Genomic DNA, 18,164 nt, shown 5'->3' with positions numbered 1-18,164 from the left:
GCAGACGGGTTCAGATAGGCAACGGTTCGACATCCCCCGGCCAATGTCACTTGACCGGGCATTCCGGTCTCCGTACGTTCCTGATGGTCTAGACATCCTGTTAGGGAGCGGCCATGCGGAAACATGTCATCGGGGCCCTTGTCGTCACCATGGCGCTCGGACTCTCTGCCTGCGGCAGTGGGGACTCGGGCGGGGACGGCGGCGAAACGTCGGGCAAGGGCAAGACCCTGACCGTGTGGATCATGGAGGGGACCAACCCGGACCCGAAGCCCTTCTTCAACGAGGTCGCGGCGGCCTTCAAGAAGAAGACGGGCGCCACGGTCAAGGTCGAGTACCAGCAGTGGGCCACCGCGCAGAAGAAGTTCACCACCGCGATCGAGGGCGGACCCAGCCAGGTCCCCGACGTCGCCGAGGTCGGCACCACCTGGATCCCGCAGTTCGCCGAGACCGGCGGCCTCGTGGACGTGACCGACAAGGTGAAGGACTCCGGACTGGGCGACGACCTGGTCGAGGGTCTCGCCGACGCGGGCACGCTGGACGGCAAGCAGTACGGCATGCCCTGGTACGCCGGTGTCCGCGGCCTTCTCTATCGCAAGGACATCTTCGAGAAGCACAACCTCAAGGCCCCGACCACCTGGAAGGAACTGCGCGACACCGCGCTGGTCCTGAAGGAGAAGGAGCCGGGCATGATCCCCTTCCCGGTCGCGGGCGGCGCGGAGATGTTCGCGACCCCCTTCGTCTGGGGCGCCGGCGGTGAACTCGCCATAGAGGAGGGCGGTAAGTGGAAGTCCGGCATCAACTCCCCTGAGTCGGTCAAGGGCATCACCTACTACACCGACCTCGCGAAGAAGGACAAGCTGTCCCCGGCGAAGGTCACCACCTGGACCGAGAAGGAGGTGGCGACCGACTTCCAGAAGGGGAAGGTCGCCATGACCCTCTCCGGCAACTGGACGCCCAAGTCGTTCGTCCAGGCCGCCCCCGACCTTGAGGGCAAGCTCGCCGCGGCACCCATCCCCGGTGAGACCGGCGGCATGAGCAGGTCCTTCCTCGGCGGTTCCTACCTCTCCACCTTCAAGGGCGAGAACCAGGACCTGGCCTGGGAGTACGTCAAGATGGTCACCACCGGCGAGTTCGCCACCAAGTGGGCCGAGCAGACGAACTACTTCCCCGGCCAGAACTCCCTCCTCAAGGAGGTCCAGGCGAAGGCCGACCCGCTCGTCGCCCCCTTCGCGAAGCAGATGACCGAGGCCGGCGCGACCGTCCCGAAGACCCCGGCGTACGGCCAGATCCAGGCCACGCAGGTCGTCACGAAGATGGTGCAGTCGATCCTCACCGGTAAGCAGACCGTGCAGGAGGCCGCGGACCAGGCCGCCGACGAGATGGACAAGATCTTTGCCTCCTGAGTCGCTCATCGAAGACTCGGCGCACGACGACGTGGCCGCGACGACTTCCCCCGTGAAGTCGTCGCGGCCACGCGGCGGCCGGCCGAGCCCCACGCTGCGCCGCAAGCAGCTCGGCCGTACCACCCGCCCCTGGCTGCTGCTTCTGCCGTCCCTCGTGGTGCTGGCGGGCCTGCTGCTGTGGCCGCTGGTCAAGGTCGGCATCCTGTCCGTCCAGGACTACGAGGTGAAATTCGGCGGCGGCGTCGGTGTGTACACCGGCTTCGACCACTACAAGGACCTGCTCAGCGACGGCGATCTGTGGCGCACCGTCCTGCCCAACACCGCGTTCTTCGCGGTCGCCTGTGTGGCCCTCACCGTCGCGCTCGGCACCCTCGCCGCCCTGCTGCTCCAGCGGCTGGGCACCACCTGGCGGGTCATCTGCTCCACCGCGATCATGGCGGCCTGGGCGATGCCCGCCGTCACCGGAACCTATGTGTGGGTGTGGCTGTTCTCGGCTGGCGACGGAATGATCAGCCAGCTCGCCGGCTCGCTCGGGCTCATCGACCCCGAGACCACGAACTGGTTCACCGAGCGGCTGTCCTTCTACGCCATCGCCACCCTCAACGTGGTGCACCACGGCTTCCCGTTCGTCGCCATCACCGTGCTCGCGGGGCTGCTGACCATCCCCAGGGAGCTGTACGAGGCAGGGATGATCGACGGCGCGAACGCCTGGCAGCGGTTCTGGAAGATCACCGTGCCCACCATCAAGCCGATCTTCCTCGTCGTCACGATCCTGTCGACGATCTGGGACTTCAAGGTCTTCACCCAGATCTATCTGATGCCGGGCGGCGCGGGCAGCAACGAAGAGGTCCTCAACCTGGGCGTCTGGTCCTACCAGCAGGCGTTCGCCCTGAACGACTACGGCGCGGGAGCGGCCACCGCCGTACTCCTCACCCTCCTCCTGCTGCTGATCACGATCGTCTACATCCGAACCCTCTTCAAGGAGAGTGACGAGCTGTGACCCGCACGACGACCGCCGGGCGGATCGGGCTCGCTGTCGCGGTGTTCGCGCTGCTGGTCTTCACGCTGTTCCCGGTGTACTGGATGGTCAGCACCGCGCTCGACCCCGACGCGATCACCCGTGGCGCCGACGTCCTGCCGAGCGGGATCAGCGGCGAGCACTTCAGCTACATCTTCGACCGGGGCAACTTCGGCCAGTTCCTGACCAATTCGATGCTCGTCGGGCTCGGCACGATCCTGATCTCCGGGCTGCTGGCGCTGTTCGCCGCCGTGGCCGTCGCGCGCTTCCGGTTCCGCTTCCGTACCTCGGTACTGATCATGGTGCTGATCGTGCAGATGGTGCCGCTGGAGGCGCTCGTCATCCCCCTGTTCCTACAGATGCGGGACTACGAGCTCCTGAACAGCCTCATCGGGCTGACCGTCGTCTACATCGCGCTGTCGCTGCCGTTCGCGATCTGGACGCTGCGCGGCTTCGTCGCGACGGTGCCCAAGGAGGTCGAGGAGGCCGCCTATCTGGACGGCTGCTCGTGGCCGCGGATGTTCTGGTCCGTGCTGCTGCCGCTGGTCGCGCCGGGTCTCGTCGCCACCAGCGTGTTCGCCTTCATCACCGCGTGGAACGAGTTCGTCTTCGCGTACACCTTCATGAAGGACGGGTCCAAGTACACCGCCGCCGTCGGGCTGTTCCAGTTCTTCGGCGAGAACTCCACGTCCTGGGGCCCGGTCATGGCCGGCTCCACCCTCATCACCCTGCCGGTGCTGGTCTTCTTCATCATCGTGCAGCGCAGGCTGGCCTCCGGTCTCGCGGCCGGGGCGGTCAAGGGATGAGCCGGGCTCCCTCAGGGCCCGGGGCCTCGCGGCTCGTCAACGCCGTCCTGCTGCCCGGCTTCCACGGCACCGTTCCGCCCCCGTGGCTGTTCGACGCCGTCGACGCCGGGCTCGCGGGCGTCGTGTACTTCGCGCACAACGTGCCCGACCCGAAGACCGCCGCGGCGCTCTCGGCCGCCCTGCTCGCCCGCCGCGCGGACCTGATCGTCGCGAGCGACGAGGAGGGCGGCGACGTCACCCGCCTGGAGGCGGCGACCGGCTCCTCGTACCCGGGCAACGGCGCCCTCGGCGAGGTCGACGACACCGACATCACCGAGCGGGTCGCCCGCGCCATCGGCCACGACCTGCGCACGGCGGGCATCGGGCTGAATCTCGCCCCCGACGTGGACGTCAACGCCGATCCCGACAACCCGGTGATCGGCGTACGAGCCTTCGGCGCGGACGCCGCCCTGGTGGCCAGGCACTCCGCCGCGTACGTCACCGGCATGCAGTCCGCGGGCGTCGCGGCCTGTGCCAAACACTTCCCCGGGCACGGCGACACGGCCGTCGACTCCCACCTGCGGGTGCCCCAACTGGACGCCGATCTCGACCTGTTGCGGCGGCGCGACCTGGTGCCGTTCGCCGCCGCGATCAAGGCCGGCAGCCGCTGCCTGATGACCGGGCACATCAGGGCCCTCCCCTTCGGGGAGGCACCGGCCTCACTGAACCCCGAGGCCGCCCGGCTGGCCAGGGAGGAGCTGGGCTTCGCCGGCGCCATCGTCACGGACGCCCTCGACATGGGCGCCGTCCTTCTCGACCCGGGCTTCGGTCCCGCCTGCGTCCAGGCGGTGGTCGGCGGCGCCGATCTGCTCTGCCTGGGCAACCCCGAGAGCCCGGAGGCCGCCGAGACCGCCTACCGGACCGCGCGTGACGCCCTCCTCGACGCCCTGGCCACCGGCGTGCTCCCCGCCGACCGGCTCGCCGACGCCGGCCGCCGGGCGCGCGAGCTGGCCGGGTGGATCGGCCGGGCCCGCGCCACGGCGCCGCCTCCCAAGGAGGACGAGCTGCCGCTCGCGGTGGCGCGCGCGGCACTGCGGGTACGCGGCAATGTGGCCCTCAGCTCGCCGCCGTACGTGATCGACCTGCGACAGCGCGTCAACCACGCGTCCGGCAGCCGCGCACCGCACCTGAACCGGCTGCTCGCCGAGGCCATGCCCGGCCTGACCACCACCGGCGTACCGGCCGAAGGACCGACCGCCGCCCGCGCGGACACCGCGCTCCAGGGCTCCGCGGACCGCCCCCTGGTCATCCTCGCCAGAGAGCCCCACCGGGACGAGGCGGAGACCGCGCTGCTGCGGGAACTGGTCGCCCGCCGCCCGGACGCCGTCGTCGTTCTCACCGGCTGGCCGCACGCCGTGGACGCGCTGGCGGCCAACACGGTGGTGACGTACGGCTCCGCCCGCGTCAACGCGCGGGCGGCCGTCGAGCGCCTCCTGGGCGGCACCCCGCACGGCGGCTGACCACCGGGCGGCCGACGACCGCCACCGACCGCCACCGCGCGGCCCGGGGGCCCCGGACCGCACCGGTCCGGGGCCCCGGGGCGCTCGGCGGCAATGAGGTCAGAACGGACATCCCGAGCAACCTTTGTGCGATGTCCGCCGTCTTTCCGGGTAACAGAACAGCCACGGGCGACGTTGTCAGAGAGTGAAGGTGCCGGTGTGGAAGGTGTGCGCGTCCCACCGTTGTCGTGGACGTAAATCCCGCGAAGGCCACCGGATCGCCCTCGGTCCCGGTTCTGACCAGCGCTTGCGACCTGTTTGGGATCACGCGTCGCCCCTCGGTGGCGGGACAGGGTACTGCATGATCACAAAAATCACTGCACGCCTTGGGAATTCTGTCCGGATTCCAGTCGTTGTTTCCAACGGATGCAGGGCACCCGGGAGGGTGTCGCGACCGACTCAGTAAGGGAGCTCGCATGGCAACCCGTGCCGTCGCCCGTCGTACCACCACGGGTGGTTCGAAAGCGGCAAGCAGTGTTCGCGCCGTGGGCGGGGAGATCGCCGACCGCGACCTGGTCGGCATGTACCTCGACGAGATAGCGCGTACACCCCTGCTCGACGCCGCCAAGGAAGTCGAGCTGTCCCAGACCATCGAAGCGGGTGTGTTCGCACAGCAGATCCTCGACGGATCGGTGGAGAGCGAGGGCGCCGGCGCGCGGCGCGAGGAGCTCGAAGCCCTCGTAGCCGCCGGTGAGCGCGCGAAGGACGTCTTCATACGCTCCAATCTCCGTCTCGTCGTCGCCGTGGCCCGGCGCTACCCGCGCAGTGGACTGCCCCTTCTCGACCTCATCCAGGAAGGCAACGCCGGCCTGGTCCGAGCGGTCGAGAAGTTCGACTACGCCAAGGGATTCAAGTTCTCCACCTACGCGACCTGGTGGATCCGCCAGGCCATCACCCGGTCCATAGCGGACCAGTCACGCACGATCCGGCTGCCCGTCCACCTCGTGGAGGAGCTCGGCCGCATCCGCAGGGTGCAGCGCGAGTTCAACCGTGAGCACGGGCGCGACCCGGAGCCCGCCGAGGTGGCGGCCGAGCTCGGCTCGAACGCCGCACGCGTCATCGACGTCCTGGACTGGGCCCGTGACCCGGTCAGTCTGAACATGTCGGTGGACGACGACGGCGACACCCAGTTCGGCGATCTGCTGGAGGACACCTCGGCCATCTCGCCCGAGCAGTCCGTCCTCACGCTGCTGCGCAGCGAGGAGCTGGAAGAGCTGATCGGCAGGCTCGACCACCGCACGGCCTCCATCATCAAGATGCGGTACGGCATCGAGGACGGCCGGGAGCGGACGCTCACCGAGGTGGGCAAGCAGCACGGCCTGACCCGTGAGCGGATCAGGCAGATCGAGAAGCACGCCCTTCTCGAACTGAAGAAGATGGCGCACGACGTGGGCTTCGACGCCGCGGCGTGAGGCCTCCTCCGACGGAGTCCCGGCACCCATCCCCCCGGGTGCCGGGACTCCTCACGTACTCACGTGTCCCCGGTACCCCGCGTACCGCCCGCGGCGCGCGTCAGACGGCCACCCAGCTGACTGACGTGCTCGACCAGCCGCGCCGGCTCATGGACAGTGAACTCGCAGTCCACCAGGGCCAGTCGGAGCGCCAGCCACTCCAGTGAGTCCGCCGCGCGGGCCCGTAGCCGGCAGCTGTCCGGGCCGGTCGGCTCCGCCACCCCGAGCGAGGCGGGCAGCCGCGTCGCGACGAACTCCGCCGGAGCCGCGAAGGTCACGTCCACCTCCACCTGTGGCTGCGCCCGCGCCATCGAACTGCTCAGGAACTCCGCCGCGTCGCCCGTCGGCAGCTCACGCGGCGTGAAGCGGGCCCCCGTCGGATACGGATCGCCGACCCGGTCCACGCGGAACGTACGCCAGTCGTCCCGCCCCAGGTCGTACGCGACGAGATACCAGCGCCGGGCCGTCGACACCAGGCGGTACGGCTCGACCTGCCGCCTGGTCTCCGCGCCGTCCCCCGCGCGGTAGGCGAACCGCAGCCGCTCCGTACCGGTGATCGCGGAGGCGATGACCGTCAGCGTCCGCGGATCCACACTCGCGGCGTCCCCCCGGACGAGCAGCGGCACCGTCGCGGCCTGGAGCGTCGAGACCCGGTGCCGAAGCCGCGAGGGCAGCACCTGCTCCAGCTTCGCCAACGCCCGTACGGACGCCTCCTCGACGCCCTCGATGGCATGCCCCGCGCCTGCCCGCAGCCCCACCGCGATGGCCACGGCCTCCTCGTCGTCCAGCAGCAGCGGCGGCATGGCCGCGCCCGCGACCAGCCGGTACCCGCCGACCGCGCCCTTGGTGGCCTCGACCGGATAGCCGAGATCGCGAAGCCGGTCGATGTCCCTGCGGATCGTGCGCGCGCTGACGTCGAGACGCTCGGCCAGCTCGCTGCCGGGCCACTCGCGCGGTGTCTGGAGAAGAGACAGCAGATTCAGGAGTCGTGCCGGAGTGTTCGTCATACGTTCCAGAGTGGCAGCCATCTAGGACATGATCTGACCTATATGCGGCATAGCTTCCTCGTATGACTTCTCCAGCCGCCGTAGCCGATACGGCCATCGACACCACCACGACCTCATCGGGCGGGCCCGGCGACCGCCGGCGCTGGCTGGCGCTGGCCGTGGTCATGACCGCGGCCTTCATGGACCTGGTCGACGTCACCATCGTCAACATCGCCATCCCCAGCATCGAGCGGGATCTCTCCGCGAGCTTCGGCTCCATCCAGTGGATCACCGCGGGCTACGCGCTGGCCTTCGCCGCCGGACTGATCACGGGCGGCAGGCTCGGCGACATCTACGGCCGCAAGCGGCTCTTCCTCCTCGGCATCACCGGCTTCACCCTCGCCTCCGCGCTCTGCGGCTTCGCCGCGAACCCCGAGATGCTCGTCGCCTCCCGGCTCCTCCAGGGCGCGATGGCCGCGATGATGGTGCCTCAGGTGCTGGCGATCATCCACGTCACCTTTCCGGCGCACGAACGCGGCAAGGTCTTCGGGATGTTCGGCGCGATCGTCGGCCTCGGCGCCGTCTCGGGACCGCTGCTCGGCGCGCTGCTCACCCAGTGGAACCTCTTCGGGCTCGAATGGCGCCCGATCTTCCTGATCAACCTGCCCGTCGGTATCGCCGGGGTGATCCTGGGCCGCAAGTTCATCACCGAGTCCAAGGCGCCGAAGGCCCCGCGGCTCGACGTGGTCGGCGTCGTCCTGGTGACCGGCGCGCTGCTGATGCTGATCTACCCGCTCACCCGGGGCCGCGAGCTGGGCTGGCCGCTCTGGGGGCACCTGTGCATGGCGGGCAGCGTGCTGGTGTTCGCCGCGTTCGTGGCGTACGAGAAGGTGAAGACCCGCAAGGACGGGTCGCCGCTGGTGGAACTGTCCCTGTTCAAGGTGAAGAGCTTCGCCGCGGGCATCGCCGTACAGCTCACCTTCGGTGTCACCCTGGGCGTCTTCTTCCTGGTCTGGACGCTCTACATGCAGATCGGCCTCGGCTGGAGCCCGCTGCACGCCGGGCTGACCGGGCTGCCCTTCTCGGTCGCCGTCTCCACGGCGGCGGGGCTCTCCGTACAGAAGCTCGTCCCCCGCTTCGGCCGCAAGGTCCTCCAGTCCGGCGCGCTGACGATGGCGGCGGGCGTACTGATCTACATCTGGGAGGCCGGGCGGTACGGGTCGGACATCACCTCCTGGCAGATGCTGCCGCCGCTGGTCGTGATGGGCGCGGGGATGGGGCTGATCGTGGCACCCCTGACGGACGCGGTGCTGTCGGACGTCCCGCGTGAGCACTCGGGTTCGGCGTCGGGGCTGATCAACACGGTGCAGCAGATGGGTACCGCGCTGGGGCTGGGGCTGGTGTCGGTGGTCTTCTTCGGGGTGATCGACGACCGCCGGGCGACGACGCCGGACGCGGTGGCGACGGCGTTCGCGGACGGGTTCCAGAACGCGCTGTGGTGGGTGGCGGTGGTGCTGGTGGGGATCTTCCTGCTGATGTTCGCGCTTCCGAAGCGGCGGGCGGCGGAGCCGGCACTGGCCGCCTGAGGCCCGGTCCTCACATGTCGAGGACGAGTCCGCTGTTCGTGGGGCGGGAGCAGCAGATCAGCACCTGCCCCTCGGGCGGCGCTTCGAGTGGCGAAGGGTCGACGCGACGGAACCCGGCCGGTACCGGAAACCACTGGCCGCGATGCGTGCGTACCTGGACGAACTGGACGCCGCACCGGTCCCGGTGCCGAGCGACCACCGGGTACTCGCCGCCATCGGCCCGAAGATGCTGCGACTGTCGGCCGAACGCGCCGGCGGCGCGCATCCCTATCTGATCACCCCTGAGAACACCCGGGAAGCCCGCGAGATCCTCGGCGCCGGACCGCTGCTGGCACCGGAACAGACGGTCGTCCTCAGCGGCGACGCCGGCGAAGCACGCGCCATCGGCAGGGAATTCCTGAGCGGCTACCCGGCCTTCGCCACCTACTCCAACAAGATGCTGCGGTCCGGGTTCACCGCCGACGACGTGGAGGCCATCAGCGACCGGCTCGTGGACGCGCTGATCGTTTGGGGTGACGAAGACGCCATCCTTCGTCGCGTCGGCGACCATCTGGCCGCCGACGCCGACCACGTCTGTATCCAGGTTCTGACCGGCGGACCGGCCGACTTCCCGATGGAGCAGTGGCGCCGGCTGGGAGCCGCACTCGGCGACTGAGCGGCCGCCTCAGCCACTCACCTGACCCCGCGCGCGGAGCTCCATGGCTTCGCGCGCGGCGCTCTGCGCGGCGTACACCTCGCACATATGACGGCCGTCGGGTGTCGCCGTGTGCTCGACCTCCCACAGGCTCGTCTCCGTGCCGTCCAGGAGCAGGAACGCGTGCTCGTAGAGCGTGAACCCCGCGTCCTTGCCCTCGGCATGGCCGTGCCGGCCGAAGACCTGGGTGATCTGGTGGGCGAAGGCGGCGCGCAGCGGCCCCGCGACCTCCTCGCCCGGCCGGTCCACGTTCTCGGCGCGCCGCAGCACGCGGCGTGCGTGGTCGGCGGAGTTGTCCGGGAGATACACCCGGGGCAGCGGTGTCTGTGGCGCTGTCAGAAGGCCGCTGAGCAGTTCGAGATCGGCCGCGAGGTCGGACTCGAAGCTCGGATCGAGAGTGACACCGAGGCCCGACTCGAAACGGGACTCGAACAGCGAATCGGAATCGGCGGTGGGATCGAAGGCGTCGAGGCAAGGGACGGCGGCCTCGTCGGCACCGCCTGTCCGGTGAGGGCGGCGCAGCCGGGAGGCGGCGAGGCGCACCTCGTACTCGTCGGTGTAGAGCTCGTGCTGTTCGGCGCCGTCGCGCCGGGTGTTGTGGACCAGCTCCCAGAGGGTGAGGGCGGTGCTGTCGGCGAGCAGATACGTATGCCGGTAGGTCTCGCGATGCAGTCCCGCACTGTGGTGCGAGGACCGCAATGAACTGGCGTGCGCCAGAGCGGAGTCGAGCCGCTCGATCACGGCGTCGGGCAGATCGAAGGAGTTGAGTGCCCGACCCAGAAGACGCTCAAGATGCGTCTCGCTTGTCTCATACGGATCGTTCAAGGTGGGTCTCCAGGCCGTCGCCACATGTCACTTGGTGATTGCATAACGTAGCCCCTGGGACTGACATTGCGTCCCAAGTTCGGTAAAACGATTGGGGGCGCGCGAGAAGTTCCTCAAGCCCCCCTCAAGTCCCTTGCGCCGTGGGTCAGTCCGTGCCGTACAGATCGCGGTACGCGGGGAAGGTACCGCCCGGCCCTTCCACACCCACCGCTACCATCATCGCCCGTACGATCGCCCTGGTCACAGCATCGGCCCCGGCTGCAAGGATTTCGTTGAGCGCCAGCGGGTTCCCGGCGTCGAGCATGCGTTCCCCGGTGGCCAGTGTGAAGACCGTGTCGCCGTCGTTGAGCAGATGTACAGGACGGACGGCGCGCGCGATACCGTCGTGCGCCGTCCCCGCGAGCTTCTGCGCCTGGGCCTTGGAGAGGTCGGCGTCGGTCGCCACGACGGCGAGCGTGGTGTTCAGCGGAGGCCGCCCGTCACGCTCACGCACCTCGGCGAGGCGCGCGAGAGCCGCCTCATGCACACCGGCCGGCGGATAGCCGGGACGGCCCTGGAAGTACCGCCCGTACAGCACACCTGTCAGCGGATCGACCGCGGATCCCGCCGCGTTCGCGACGACCAGCGCCGCGACCGTGATCCCGGACGGCAGCAGCAGGCTCGCCGTACCGACCCCGCCCTTCAGCTGCCCCACCACGGCCCCGGTCCCGGCACCGACGCCGCCTTCGGCGACGGGCGCCCCCGAATCCGTACGGGCCGCCGCCTCGACCGCCTCGCGGCCCGTGGACGCGTCGGGGCGGGCCCGCCAGTCGCCGCCGCGTCCCAGATCGAAGACGCAGGCGGCCGGGACGACCGGCACCACCTGAGCCGGGTCGGGCCCGACCCGCACACCCCGCCCCCGCTCCTCCAGCCACGCCATCACACCGGACGCGGAGTCGAGCCCGAACGCGCTGCCGCCGGTGAGCACGACGGCCTCGACACAGCTCACCAGATTGCGCGGATCCAGCGCGTCGGTCTCCCGGGTGCCCGGGCCACCACCCCGTACGTCCACGGCGGCGACCGCCCCGCCCTCTGGCGCGAGAACGACCGTCGTCCCGCTGAGCGCCCGTTCCCCGGCCACCCGCGCGTGGCCGACCCGAATCCCCGCCACATCCGTCAATGCGTCATTGAGTGCCATGGATCCCATGCGTACCACGACGCCGGACCCCGCCACGACGCCGGACCCCGCCCGCCGCGCCCATCCCCGTACTCTGGACGCATGACCACCGCCCGCACCCCCGGACCGAGCGATACCGAGACAGACCCGCAGCGCCCCGCCCCCCGGCGCCCGGCACCGCCCAAGCCGGCACCCCCGAAGCCGGGCCCGCCCAAGCCGTCGCTCGTCTTCGACGACCCCCTGGACCGGCAGTCCTCGGACGACACGGACACGGGCTGGGGCGACCGGCCCGCCGCGAGGGGCGACAGCGCCCCCGATCTGGCCCGCTTCCTCGACGAGAAGCCGCCCCACCACATCTGAGTGCGCGGAGCCCGACCGCCGGGCACCAACCGGACCGGGCCCATGGGGCGGGCTATGGGGCGCTCTGCCCCTGCCCCGGCACCCGCTGCTGAGCCACCAGGGTGTCCCTGATCTCCTTCAGCACCTCCAGCTCGCTCACCTCGATGATCTCCTCCACCTTCTCCTTGGCGGCCTGCTGCCTGACGCGCCTGGCGAGGTACTTCGCCATCGGAAGGACCATCAGGAAGTACACGACGGCGGCGGTGATCAGGAAGCTGAGCGTCGAGCTGAGCACCGTCCCCCACATGATCGGGATGCCCGACACGACCTCGCCCGCGGCGTTCGTCTCGCACGGGGACTTGAGACACGAGGTGTAGCGGTCCAGGTCCTTGGTCCCGAACGCCCCGACCACCGGATTGATGACGCCCTTCACCAGGGAGTTCACCACGTTGGTGAAGGCGGCGCCGATGACCACCGCGACCGCGAGGTCGATCACGTTGCCACGCGTCAGGAAGGCCTTGAAGCCCTCCAGCACGCTCTCCTTCTCGTTGCTCACCAGTGAGCCCTTCCTTGTGTGTGCCAGGGGGACCGGAACGAGGACGGCGGTGGGGTCCGCCAACCGCCTTGACACCATGGGCAACTCGCGCCCCGGCTGTCCAATCCGCCCATGCTTTCGTGTGACCAGTCTGCTCATCAGTACGACGAGGAGAAGCGCGGGTCCGCACACGGCAGGTCAGCACAGCGTCAGCGCCAGCCGGGAGTTCGTGCTCGCACCCGCCAACTCCGTCGCCACGCCACGCGTGACGGTCAGCAGGACCAGCGCTCCGCCCTCGGCGGCGCTCTCCAACGCCCGCGGGATGGATTCCACCAGCACGCCCGTGGCGAGCACCCGGGCGTCCGATTCCCCGCCGCCGGGGGAGGGGGCGGCGGCGATCACATCGACCCGGTCGCCGGGACGCAGCAGCCGCACCGTCTCCACATCCGCGATCCGCACCGGAGCCGTGACCAACCGCACCTTTTCCACGTCCGGTTGAGCATCCGCGGCCGCGCGGGCCGCCGCCTCCGCGCGCTCCTGCGCTCCGGCCGCCGCACCGGGACCGCCCGCCCCCGACGCCGCCAACGCTGCCGCCGTCACGGCCAGTCCCGCCGCCACGGCACGCCTCCGCCGGAGCAGCGCCCTGCGCAGCCGGTGCCCGCCGCCGCGCACCCGCAGTGGATCGAACGCCGGCACCCCGCACGGAGCGGGTGCGGCGGCCACCGGCGCGGGCACCGGCACAGGCGGGAAGAGAGGGGGATCCGAGGGACGGCTGATCAGAGAACGGGAAGACGGAGCCGACGTCGAAGTCGAGGAGGAGCGCGAGGAGGAACGGGACATGGCAACCACCACCTGCCGTGAGGAGTTTCTGCTGGCCGCTCCTCACGATCCACGCCCGGCCCAAATCCCGCTGAAGCCTGTGGACAACTACCCGAATGTGAATAACTCGCCCACCCGAACGAGGCCCTCCGCCCGCGTTACGGCAGTTTGAGCCCCGTATCGATGCCGTCCAGCGCGTGCGAGCACAGGCAGTCCCTCGTCTCGCCGTCCTGCAGCCCGCCCACGGTGTCGAACAGCACCGTGCGCAGCCGGTCCACGTTGGAGGCGAAGACTTTCAGCACTTCTTCGTGCGACACGCCCTCGCCCGTCTCCGCCCCGGCGTCCAGGTCGGTCACGAGCGTCAACGAGGTGTAGCAGAGCCCCAGTTCACGGGCGAGAACGGCCTCCGGGTGACCCGTCATGCCGACCACCGACCACCCCATCGACGCGTGCCACCGCGATTCGGCGCGCGTCGAGAAGCGCGGCCCCTCGACGACCACCAGTGTCCCGCCGTCCACCGGCTCCCACTCGCGCCCGCGAGCCGCGGTGAGCGCCACCTCGCGCCCCTCGGGGCAGTAGGGGTCGGCGAGCGAGATATGGACGACCTTCGACTTCCCGCCGTCGGGCAGCGGCACCCCGTCGTAGTACGTCTGGGTGCGCGCCTTCGTACGGTCCACCAGCTGGTCGGGTACGAGCAGCGTCCCCGGGCCGAACTCCTCGCGCAGGCCGCCCACCGCACACGGGCCGAGCACCTGCCGTACGCCGACGGACCGCAGCGCCCACAGATTGGCGCGGTAGTTGATGCGGTGCGGAGCGATGTCGTGCGCGCGCCCGTGGCGGGGCAGGAACGCGACGCGCCTGCCCGCGACATCACCGAGGAACAGCGAGTCGCTGGGCGGTCCGTAGGGGGTGTCGACGGTGACCTCGGTCACGTCGTCGAGGAATGAGTACAGGCCCGAGCCGCCGATGACGCCGATCTCCGCGGTCTCCGAGCCCTCTGCGTTCGCCTTGGTCGCCATGACGATCACCCTAGCCGGGGCCACCTCGGGTGCGGGTGCGCGGGCACCCGGGAACGCCGAGGACCCCGCCGTACCGAACGGCGGGGTCCCGGAGGAGGTATGAGTCGATCAGGCGGCGGAGGAACCGCTGGAGCCGGAGCTGCCGCTCGCGGCGCCCGACTTCGAGCCGGAGCCGGAGGAGCCCGAGCCGGAGCCCGACGAGGAACCGTTCGACGTGGACGCGGACGACGACTTCGAGTCCGACGACGAACTCGACGTGGAGGACGACTTGTCGCTCGAACCGCCCGGGTCACCCGAGCCGTTCGAGGCGCCCGCCTTGGCCGGCGTGCTGCTCGACGACGAGCCGCGGCTGTCGTTCCGGTAGAAACCGGAGCCCTTGAACACGATGCCGACCGCCGAGAACACCTTCTTCAGGCGTCCTTCGCACGCGGGGCACACGGTGAGGGAATCGTCGGTGAACTTCTGCACCGCCTCGAGGCCCTCGCCGCAATCGGTGCACTGGTACTGATAGGTCGGCACTTTTCCTCCTGGCACTCTCACTCAATGAGTGCTAACGACGCTCCATAGTGACGTATTCCGCTGGATCAGTCCACTGCCACCGGCACGCGGTGACCCATGCCACGCGCCGCGACGCGGCCGGACGCCTTCGGCGTGAGCCGCGAGCGCAGCGCGACGAGCGTCGCCAGAGCCAGTGCGGTGCCCACCAGCGGCACCACGAATCCGGCGCTCGCGCCATGGGTGTCCGCCAGCTGACCGGCCGCCGTGACCGCACCGGCCTGCCCCAGCGCGACCGCGCCCGTCAGCCAGGTGAAGGCCTCCGTACGGGCTCCGGCGGGGACCAGGGCCTCGATCAGGGTGTAGCCGCTGATCAGCGCGGGCGCGATGAAGAGCCCGACCACCAGGCCGAGCCCGGCGAGCAGCGGCACCGAGTGCACGGCCCACAGTCCGGAGGCGGCAAGCGTCAGGCCCAGATAACCGGTGATCAGCCTGCGGCGCGGCCCGGACTTCCAGGCGATGGCGCCGCACGCGATACCGGCGAGCATGTTGCCGGCGGCGAAGACTCCGTACAGAAGGCCGTTCGCACCCGGGTCGCCGATCTCCTCGGCGAAGGCCGTGAGCGAGACCTGCATGCCGCCGAAGACCGAGCCGATGCCGAGGAAGACCACGGCGAGGACGCGTACGCCGGGAACGGACAGCGCCGAGACCCGCGCCCCGCCCGAACGGCCCGCCCAGCTCGCCCTGCCAGAACCCGCCGCGCCGCCCGCACCACGCCCGGCCGCCTCCGGCTGTGTCCCGCGCTGTGCGGCGAACAGCAGCCCGCCCGCCAGGGTCAGCACCCCCTCGGCGGCCAGTCCCGCCGCCGGGTGTACGCCGGTGCACAGCGCCGTCGCGAGGACGGGCCCGATGACGAAGGTGAACTCGTCCGTGACGGACTCGAAGGCGGCCGCCGTCGGCAGCAGCCGCGCGCGCTCCTCGGAGGCGCCGAGCACGGCCGCCCAGCGCGCCCTGACCATCGGCCCCACCTGCGGGATCGACGCACCTGTCGGTACGGCGGCGACGAACAGCGCCCACAGGGGCGCGCCCGCCAGCGCGAGCGCGGTCAGGGCGGCGACGGACGCCGCGTGCAGCAGGACCCCGGGCACCAGCACCGCGCGCTGCCCGAACCGGTCGGCGAGCTTGCCGTTCCGTGGCGCGAAGAGCGCCATGGAGACACCGGTGGCGGCGGCGACCATGCCCGCGCTGCCGTACGAGCCGAAGGTGTGCTGGACGAGCAGGACGATGCCGATCGTCAGCATCGCGAAGGGCTGCCGCGCGGCGAAGCCGGGAAGCAGGAACGTCCAGGCGCCGGGCGTACGCAGCAGCTGCCCGTAGCCCGGGCGGCGTGGTGCCGCTCCCTCGGAGGCGCCGGCGGTGGTGTCGACCGTGTCGGACACGGTCCTTGCCTTTCTGCCGCCTGGTGGCACCCCGGACGTGCGGGGGCTGCCGAGAGCTGTCCTCTTGCGCGGAACTGCGGTAGATACCCGGGTCCACTGGAGGGGACACCACGGCCGCCATACGGTCGCGCCAGCTCTGCGTCAGGCAGAGTTGGTCGATCAAGTCTGTGCGTCACGTCCTCGACGCGACAGGCACGGGCCTCATCCTACCTGTGAAATACCAGGAAGATCCCGGCCCGTACCTGTGATTGGCGCCTCCGGGCGCCCTGGCCTTCGATTCCCAGGCTCAGGCCGAGGCCCAGGGACCTACTTCGTCCCCAGCCCTCCCGGCCTCCTGGTGCCCCCGCCCCCGCCCCCGCCGCCCGGCCCGCCTGTCCCGTTCGTACCCAGCCAGTCGGCCAGCTTTCCGCCCTGCCCGACGGCCCGCAGACGCCGCTCGGCCGCGTCCCGTACCGGATCCGTCGCCACCACCAGCAGTTCGTCCCCGTGGCGCAGCACGGTGGACGGCCCCGGCACGAAGCTCTTGTCCTCCCGTACGACCAGCGTGACCGCCGACCCCGGGGGCAGCCGCAGCTCACCGACCTCCACGCCGTGCATCTTCGACCGGTCCGGGATGGCCACGGACAGCAGATGACCGCGGAGCCGTTCCAGCGGCGCCGACTCGACCCCGAGGTCGGCCGCCTCGGAAGGGTCGCCGAGGTGCAGCATCCTGGCCACCCAGGGCAGCGTCGGCCCCTGCACGATCGTGTAGACCACGACCAGCACGAAGACGATGTTGAAGATCCGGTGGCTGCCCTCGATCCCCGAGACCATCGGGATCGTCGCCATGACGATGGGCACCGCGCCCCGCAGCCCCGCCCACGACATCAGCGCCTTCTCCTGCCAGGGGATGCGGAAGGGCGCGAGGCTCACCAGCACGGACAGGGGCCGCGCCACCGCCGTCAGCACCAGACCCACTACCACCGCGGGCCAGAAGTCGTCGCCCAGTTCGTGCGGCGTCACCAGCAGCCCGAGCAGGACGAACATGCCGATCTGCGCGAGCCAGCCGAGACCCTCCGCGAAACCACGGGTCGCGGGCGCGTGGGGCAGCTTGGAATTCCCCAGCAGCATGGACGCGAGATACACGGCGAGGAACCCGCTGCCGTGGGCCATGGCCCCGGCCGCGTACGCGACGACGGCGATGGCCATCACCGCGATCGGGTACAGGCCGGAGGCCGGCAGCGCAACATGCCGGAGCCCGAAGGCGCCCAGCCAGCCGGTCGCGATCCCGATGGCGGCGCCGATGGCCAGTTCCAGAAGGATCTTGCCCACCAGTACGTACCAGTGCTCCACCGGTCCGACCGTCGACAGCGAGACCACCATGATCACCACGGGGGCGTCGTTGAAGCCCGACTCCGCCTCCAGCGCACCCGTCACCCTCGGCGGCAGCGGAATCTTCCTCAGTACGGAGAAGACGGCGGCGGCGTCCGTGGACGAGACGACGGCGCCGATGATCAGCGCCTGCCGCCAGTCGAGGCCGACGAGGAAGTACGCGGCGGTCGCGGTCACGCCCACGCTCACAGCCACACCGACGGTCGACAGGGCGACAGCGGCCGGCAGCGCCGGTTTCGCCTCTTTCCACTTCGCGGCGAGACCGCCCTCGGCGAGGATCACGACCAGGGCGGCGTAGCCGATCACCTGGGTCAACTCGGCATTGTCGAACTGGACGTTGAAGATGCCGTCCTGGCCGATGAGGACGCCGATCCCGAGGTAGAGCAGCAGGCTGGGCAGCCCGCTCCGGGAAGAGATCCGCACCGCGGCGACTGCGATCAGCAGCACGAGCGAGCAGATGAGCAGGAGTTCATTGAGCTGGTGGACAGTCAGCGGCCGATCCTTCCCCTCACGCACACCGGATCGTTTTCCCGGCAGTCGGCACTTCGTTACCTTACCTAATCTTTAACGTTTCCTTGACGCGATCGATCGCTCGTGCGATCGATCCCACGATTTCCTGTGTGATCGTCCGAGGAGTCCCGACGGGTCGTACTAGTGACACCGCGTCCGGGCGGGTGAAGTGCT

At 70.2% G+C, this 18,164-nt stretch carries 17 protein-coding genes; 8 read left to right on the top strand and 9 right to left on the bottom strand.

The annotated features are described in order from the left end of the window. The first annotated feature begins 113 nt into the window (after positions 1-113). The 5 genes from ACIBBB_RS23390 (at position 114) to ACIBBB_RS23370 (ending at position 6,177) form a co-directional block, all read left to right on the top strand. A complete protein-coding gene (locus tag ACIBBB_RS23390; RefSeq protein ID WP_398984920.1) occupies positions 114-1,403 on the top strand; it encodes a sugar ABC transporter substrate-binding protein in 1,290 nt (429 codons plus the stop codon). A gap of 52 nt (positions 1,404-1,455) precedes the next feature. Beyond that, positions 1,456-2,403 carry a carbohydrate ABC transporter permease gene (locus ACIBBB_RS23385; protein WP_398985031.1) on the top strand — a complete coding sequence of 316 codons (948 nt, stop codon included), beginning with the start codon at positions 1,456-1,458 and terminating at the stop codon, positions 2,401-2,403. Next, a complete protein-coding gene (locus tag ACIBBB_RS23380; RefSeq protein WP_398984918.1) occupies positions 2,400-3,227 on the top strand; it encodes a carbohydrate ABC transporter permease in 828 nt (275 codons plus the stop codon). Before ACIBBB_RS23385 ends, ACIBBB_RS23380 begins: the two co-directional genes overlap by 4 nt. Beyond that, entirely contained in the window at positions 3,224-4,726 is a 1,503-nt protein-coding gene (locus tag ACIBBB_RS23375; protein WP_398984916.1) for a glycoside hydrolase family 3 N-terminal domain-containing protein, read from the top strand. The genes ACIBBB_RS23380 and ACIBBB_RS23375 overlap by 4 nt, the downstream gene beginning before the upstream one ends. A gap of 455 nt (positions 4,727-5,181) precedes the next feature. Further along, positions 5,182-6,177: an RNA polymerase sigma factor RpoD/SigA gene (locus ACIBBB_RS23370; RefSeq protein ID WP_398984914.1), complete on the top strand. Its 996-nt coding sequence runs from the start codon at positions 5,182-5,184 to the stop codon at positions 6,175-6,177. Positions 6,178-6,236: 59 nt separating this feature from the next. Here the strand turns inward: ACIBBB_RS23370 and ACIBBB_RS23365 are convergent, their stop codons facing one another. Next, a complete protein-coding gene (locus tag ACIBBB_RS23365) occupies positions 6,237-7,223 on the bottom strand; it encodes a helix-turn-helix transcriptional regulator (protein WP_398985029.1) in 987 nt (328 codons plus the stop codon). A gap of 62 nt (positions 7,224-7,285) precedes the next feature. On the opposite strand from ACIBBB_RS23365, the gene ACIBBB_RS23360 reads away from it, so the two are divergent. Together ACIBBB_RS23360 and ACIBBB_RS23355 are read left to right on the top strand one after the other, a co-directional pair. Beyond that, the gene (locus ACIBBB_RS23360) at positions 7,286-8,788 is read left to right on the top strand and encodes an MFS transporter (RefSeq protein ID WP_398984912.1); all 1,503 of its coding nucleotides are present in this window, start codon (positions 7,286-7,288) and stop codon (positions 8,786-8,788) included. 64 nt (positions 8,789-8,852) lie between these two features. Then, positions 8,853-9,443, top strand: a complete 591-nt coding sequence (locus ACIBBB_RS23355) for a TIGR03620 family F420-dependent LLM class oxidoreductase (RefSeq protein ID WP_398985027.1) — start codon at positions 8,853-8,855, stop codon at positions 9,441-9,443. Positions 9,444-9,452: 9 nt separating this feature from the next. Here ACIBBB_RS23355 and ACIBBB_RS23350 read toward each other — a convergent pair whose 3' ends face one another. After that, complete coding sequence (locus tag ACIBBB_RS23350) at positions 9,453-10,307, bottom strand: DUF6227 family protein (protein ID WP_398984910.1); 855 nt, start codon at positions 10,305-10,307, stop codon at positions 9,453-9,455. A gap of 145 nt (positions 10,308-10,452) precedes the next feature. Beyond that, positions 10,453-11,484, bottom strand: a complete 1,032-nt coding sequence (locus tag ACIBBB_RS23345) for a P1 family peptidase (RefSeq protein WP_398984908.1) — start codon at positions 11,482-11,484, stop codon at positions 10,453-10,455. 81 nt (positions 11,485-11,565) lie between these two features. Here ACIBBB_RS23345 and ACIBBB_RS23340 point away from each other — a divergent pair, with 81 nt between their 5' ends. Beyond that, complete coding sequence (locus ACIBBB_RS23340; protein WP_398984906.1) at positions 11,566-11,823, top strand: hypothetical protein; 258 nt, start codon at positions 11,566-11,568, stop codon at positions 11,821-11,823. Positions 11,824-11,875: 52 nt separating this feature from the next. On the opposite strand, the gene ACIBBB_RS23335 is transcribed toward ACIBBB_RS23340, so the two are convergent. From ACIBBB_RS23335 to ACIBBB_RS23310, 6 genes are all read right to left on the bottom strand, one after another. Continuing rightward, complete coding sequence (locus tag ACIBBB_RS23335) at positions 11,876-12,358, bottom strand: MscL family protein (RefSeq protein ID WP_398984904.1); 483 nt, start codon at positions 12,356-12,358, stop codon at positions 11,876-11,878. Positions 12,359-12,535: 177 nt separating this feature from the next. Continuing rightward, on the bottom strand, positions 12,536-13,078 hold the full coding sequence (locus ACIBBB_RS23330) for a hypothetical protein (RefSeq protein WP_398984901.1): 543 nt from the start codon (positions 13,076-13,078) through the stop codon (positions 12,536-12,538). Between the two features lie 236 nt (positions 13,079-13,314). Continuing rightward, on the bottom strand, positions 13,315-14,175 hold the full coding sequence (locus tag ACIBBB_RS23325; protein WP_398984899.1) for an S-methyl-5'-thioadenosine phosphorylase: 861 nt from the start codon (positions 14,173-14,175) through the stop codon (positions 13,315-13,317). Positions 14,176-14,283: 108 nt separating this feature from the next. Further along, positions 14,284-14,694, bottom strand: coding sequence for an FmdB family zinc ribbon protein (locus tag ACIBBB_RS23320; RefSeq protein WP_398984897.1), 411 nt, complete (start codon positions 14,692-14,694; stop codon positions 14,284-14,286). A gap of 65 nt (positions 14,695-14,759) precedes the next feature. Further along, the gene (locus ACIBBB_RS23315) at positions 14,760-16,109 is read right to left on the bottom strand and encodes an MFS transporter (RefSeq protein WP_398984894.1); all 1,350 of its coding nucleotides are present in this window, start codon (positions 16,107-16,109) and stop codon (positions 14,760-14,762) included. Between the two features lie 306 nt (positions 16,110-16,415). After that, positions 16,416-17,996 carry a potassium/proton antiporter gene (locus ACIBBB_RS23310; RefSeq protein WP_398984892.1) on the bottom strand — a complete coding sequence of 527 codons (1,581 nt, stop codon included), beginning with the start codon at positions 17,994-17,996 and terminating at the stop codon, positions 16,416-16,418. Positions 17,997-18,164: the final 168 nt, after the last annotated feature.

Origin of the sequence: Streptomyces sp. NPDC051217 (assembly GCF_044455465.1) — a bacterium.
Classification (GTDB): domain Bacteria; phylum Actinomycetota; class Actinomycetes; order Streptomycetales; family Streptomycetaceae; genus Streptomyces.
This window is presented reverse-complemented; position numbering and strand designations above follow the sequence as displayed.

Bases quoted from the DNA above. Each gene is read 5' to 3' on its own strand.
- ACIBBB_RS23360 (WP_398984912.1), top strand. From the start codon at position 7,286: ATGACTTCTCCAGCCGCCGTAGCCGATACGGCCATCGACACCACCACG.
- ACIBBB_RS23375 (WP_398984916.1), top strand. From the start codon at position 3,224: ATGAGCCGGGCTCCCTCAGGGCCCGGGGCCTCGCGGCTCGTCAACGCC.
- ACIBBB_RS23345 (WP_398984908.1), bottom strand. From the start codon at position 11,484: ATGGCACTCAATGACGCATTGACGGATGTGGCGGGGATTCGGGTCGGC.
- ACIBBB_RS23365 (WP_398985029.1), bottom strand. From the start codon at position 7,223: ATGACGAACACTCCGGCACGACTCCTGAATCTGCTGTCTCTTCTCCAG.
- ACIBBB_RS23390 (WP_398984920.1), top strand. From the start codon at position 114: ATGCGGAAACATGTCATCGGGGCCCTTGTCGTCACCATGGCGCTCGGA.
- ACIBBB_RS23325 (WP_398984899.1), bottom strand. From the start codon at position 14,175: ATGGCGACCAAGGCGAACGCAGAGGGCTCGGAGACCGCGGAGATCGGC.
- ACIBBB_RS23340 (WP_398984906.1), top strand. From the start codon at position 11,566: ATGACCACCGCCCGCACCCCCGGACCGAGCGATACCGAGACAGACCCG.
- ACIBBB_RS23370 (WP_398984914.1), top strand. From the start codon at position 5,182: ATGGCAACCCGTGCCGTCGCCCGTCGTACCACCACGGGTGGTTCGAAA.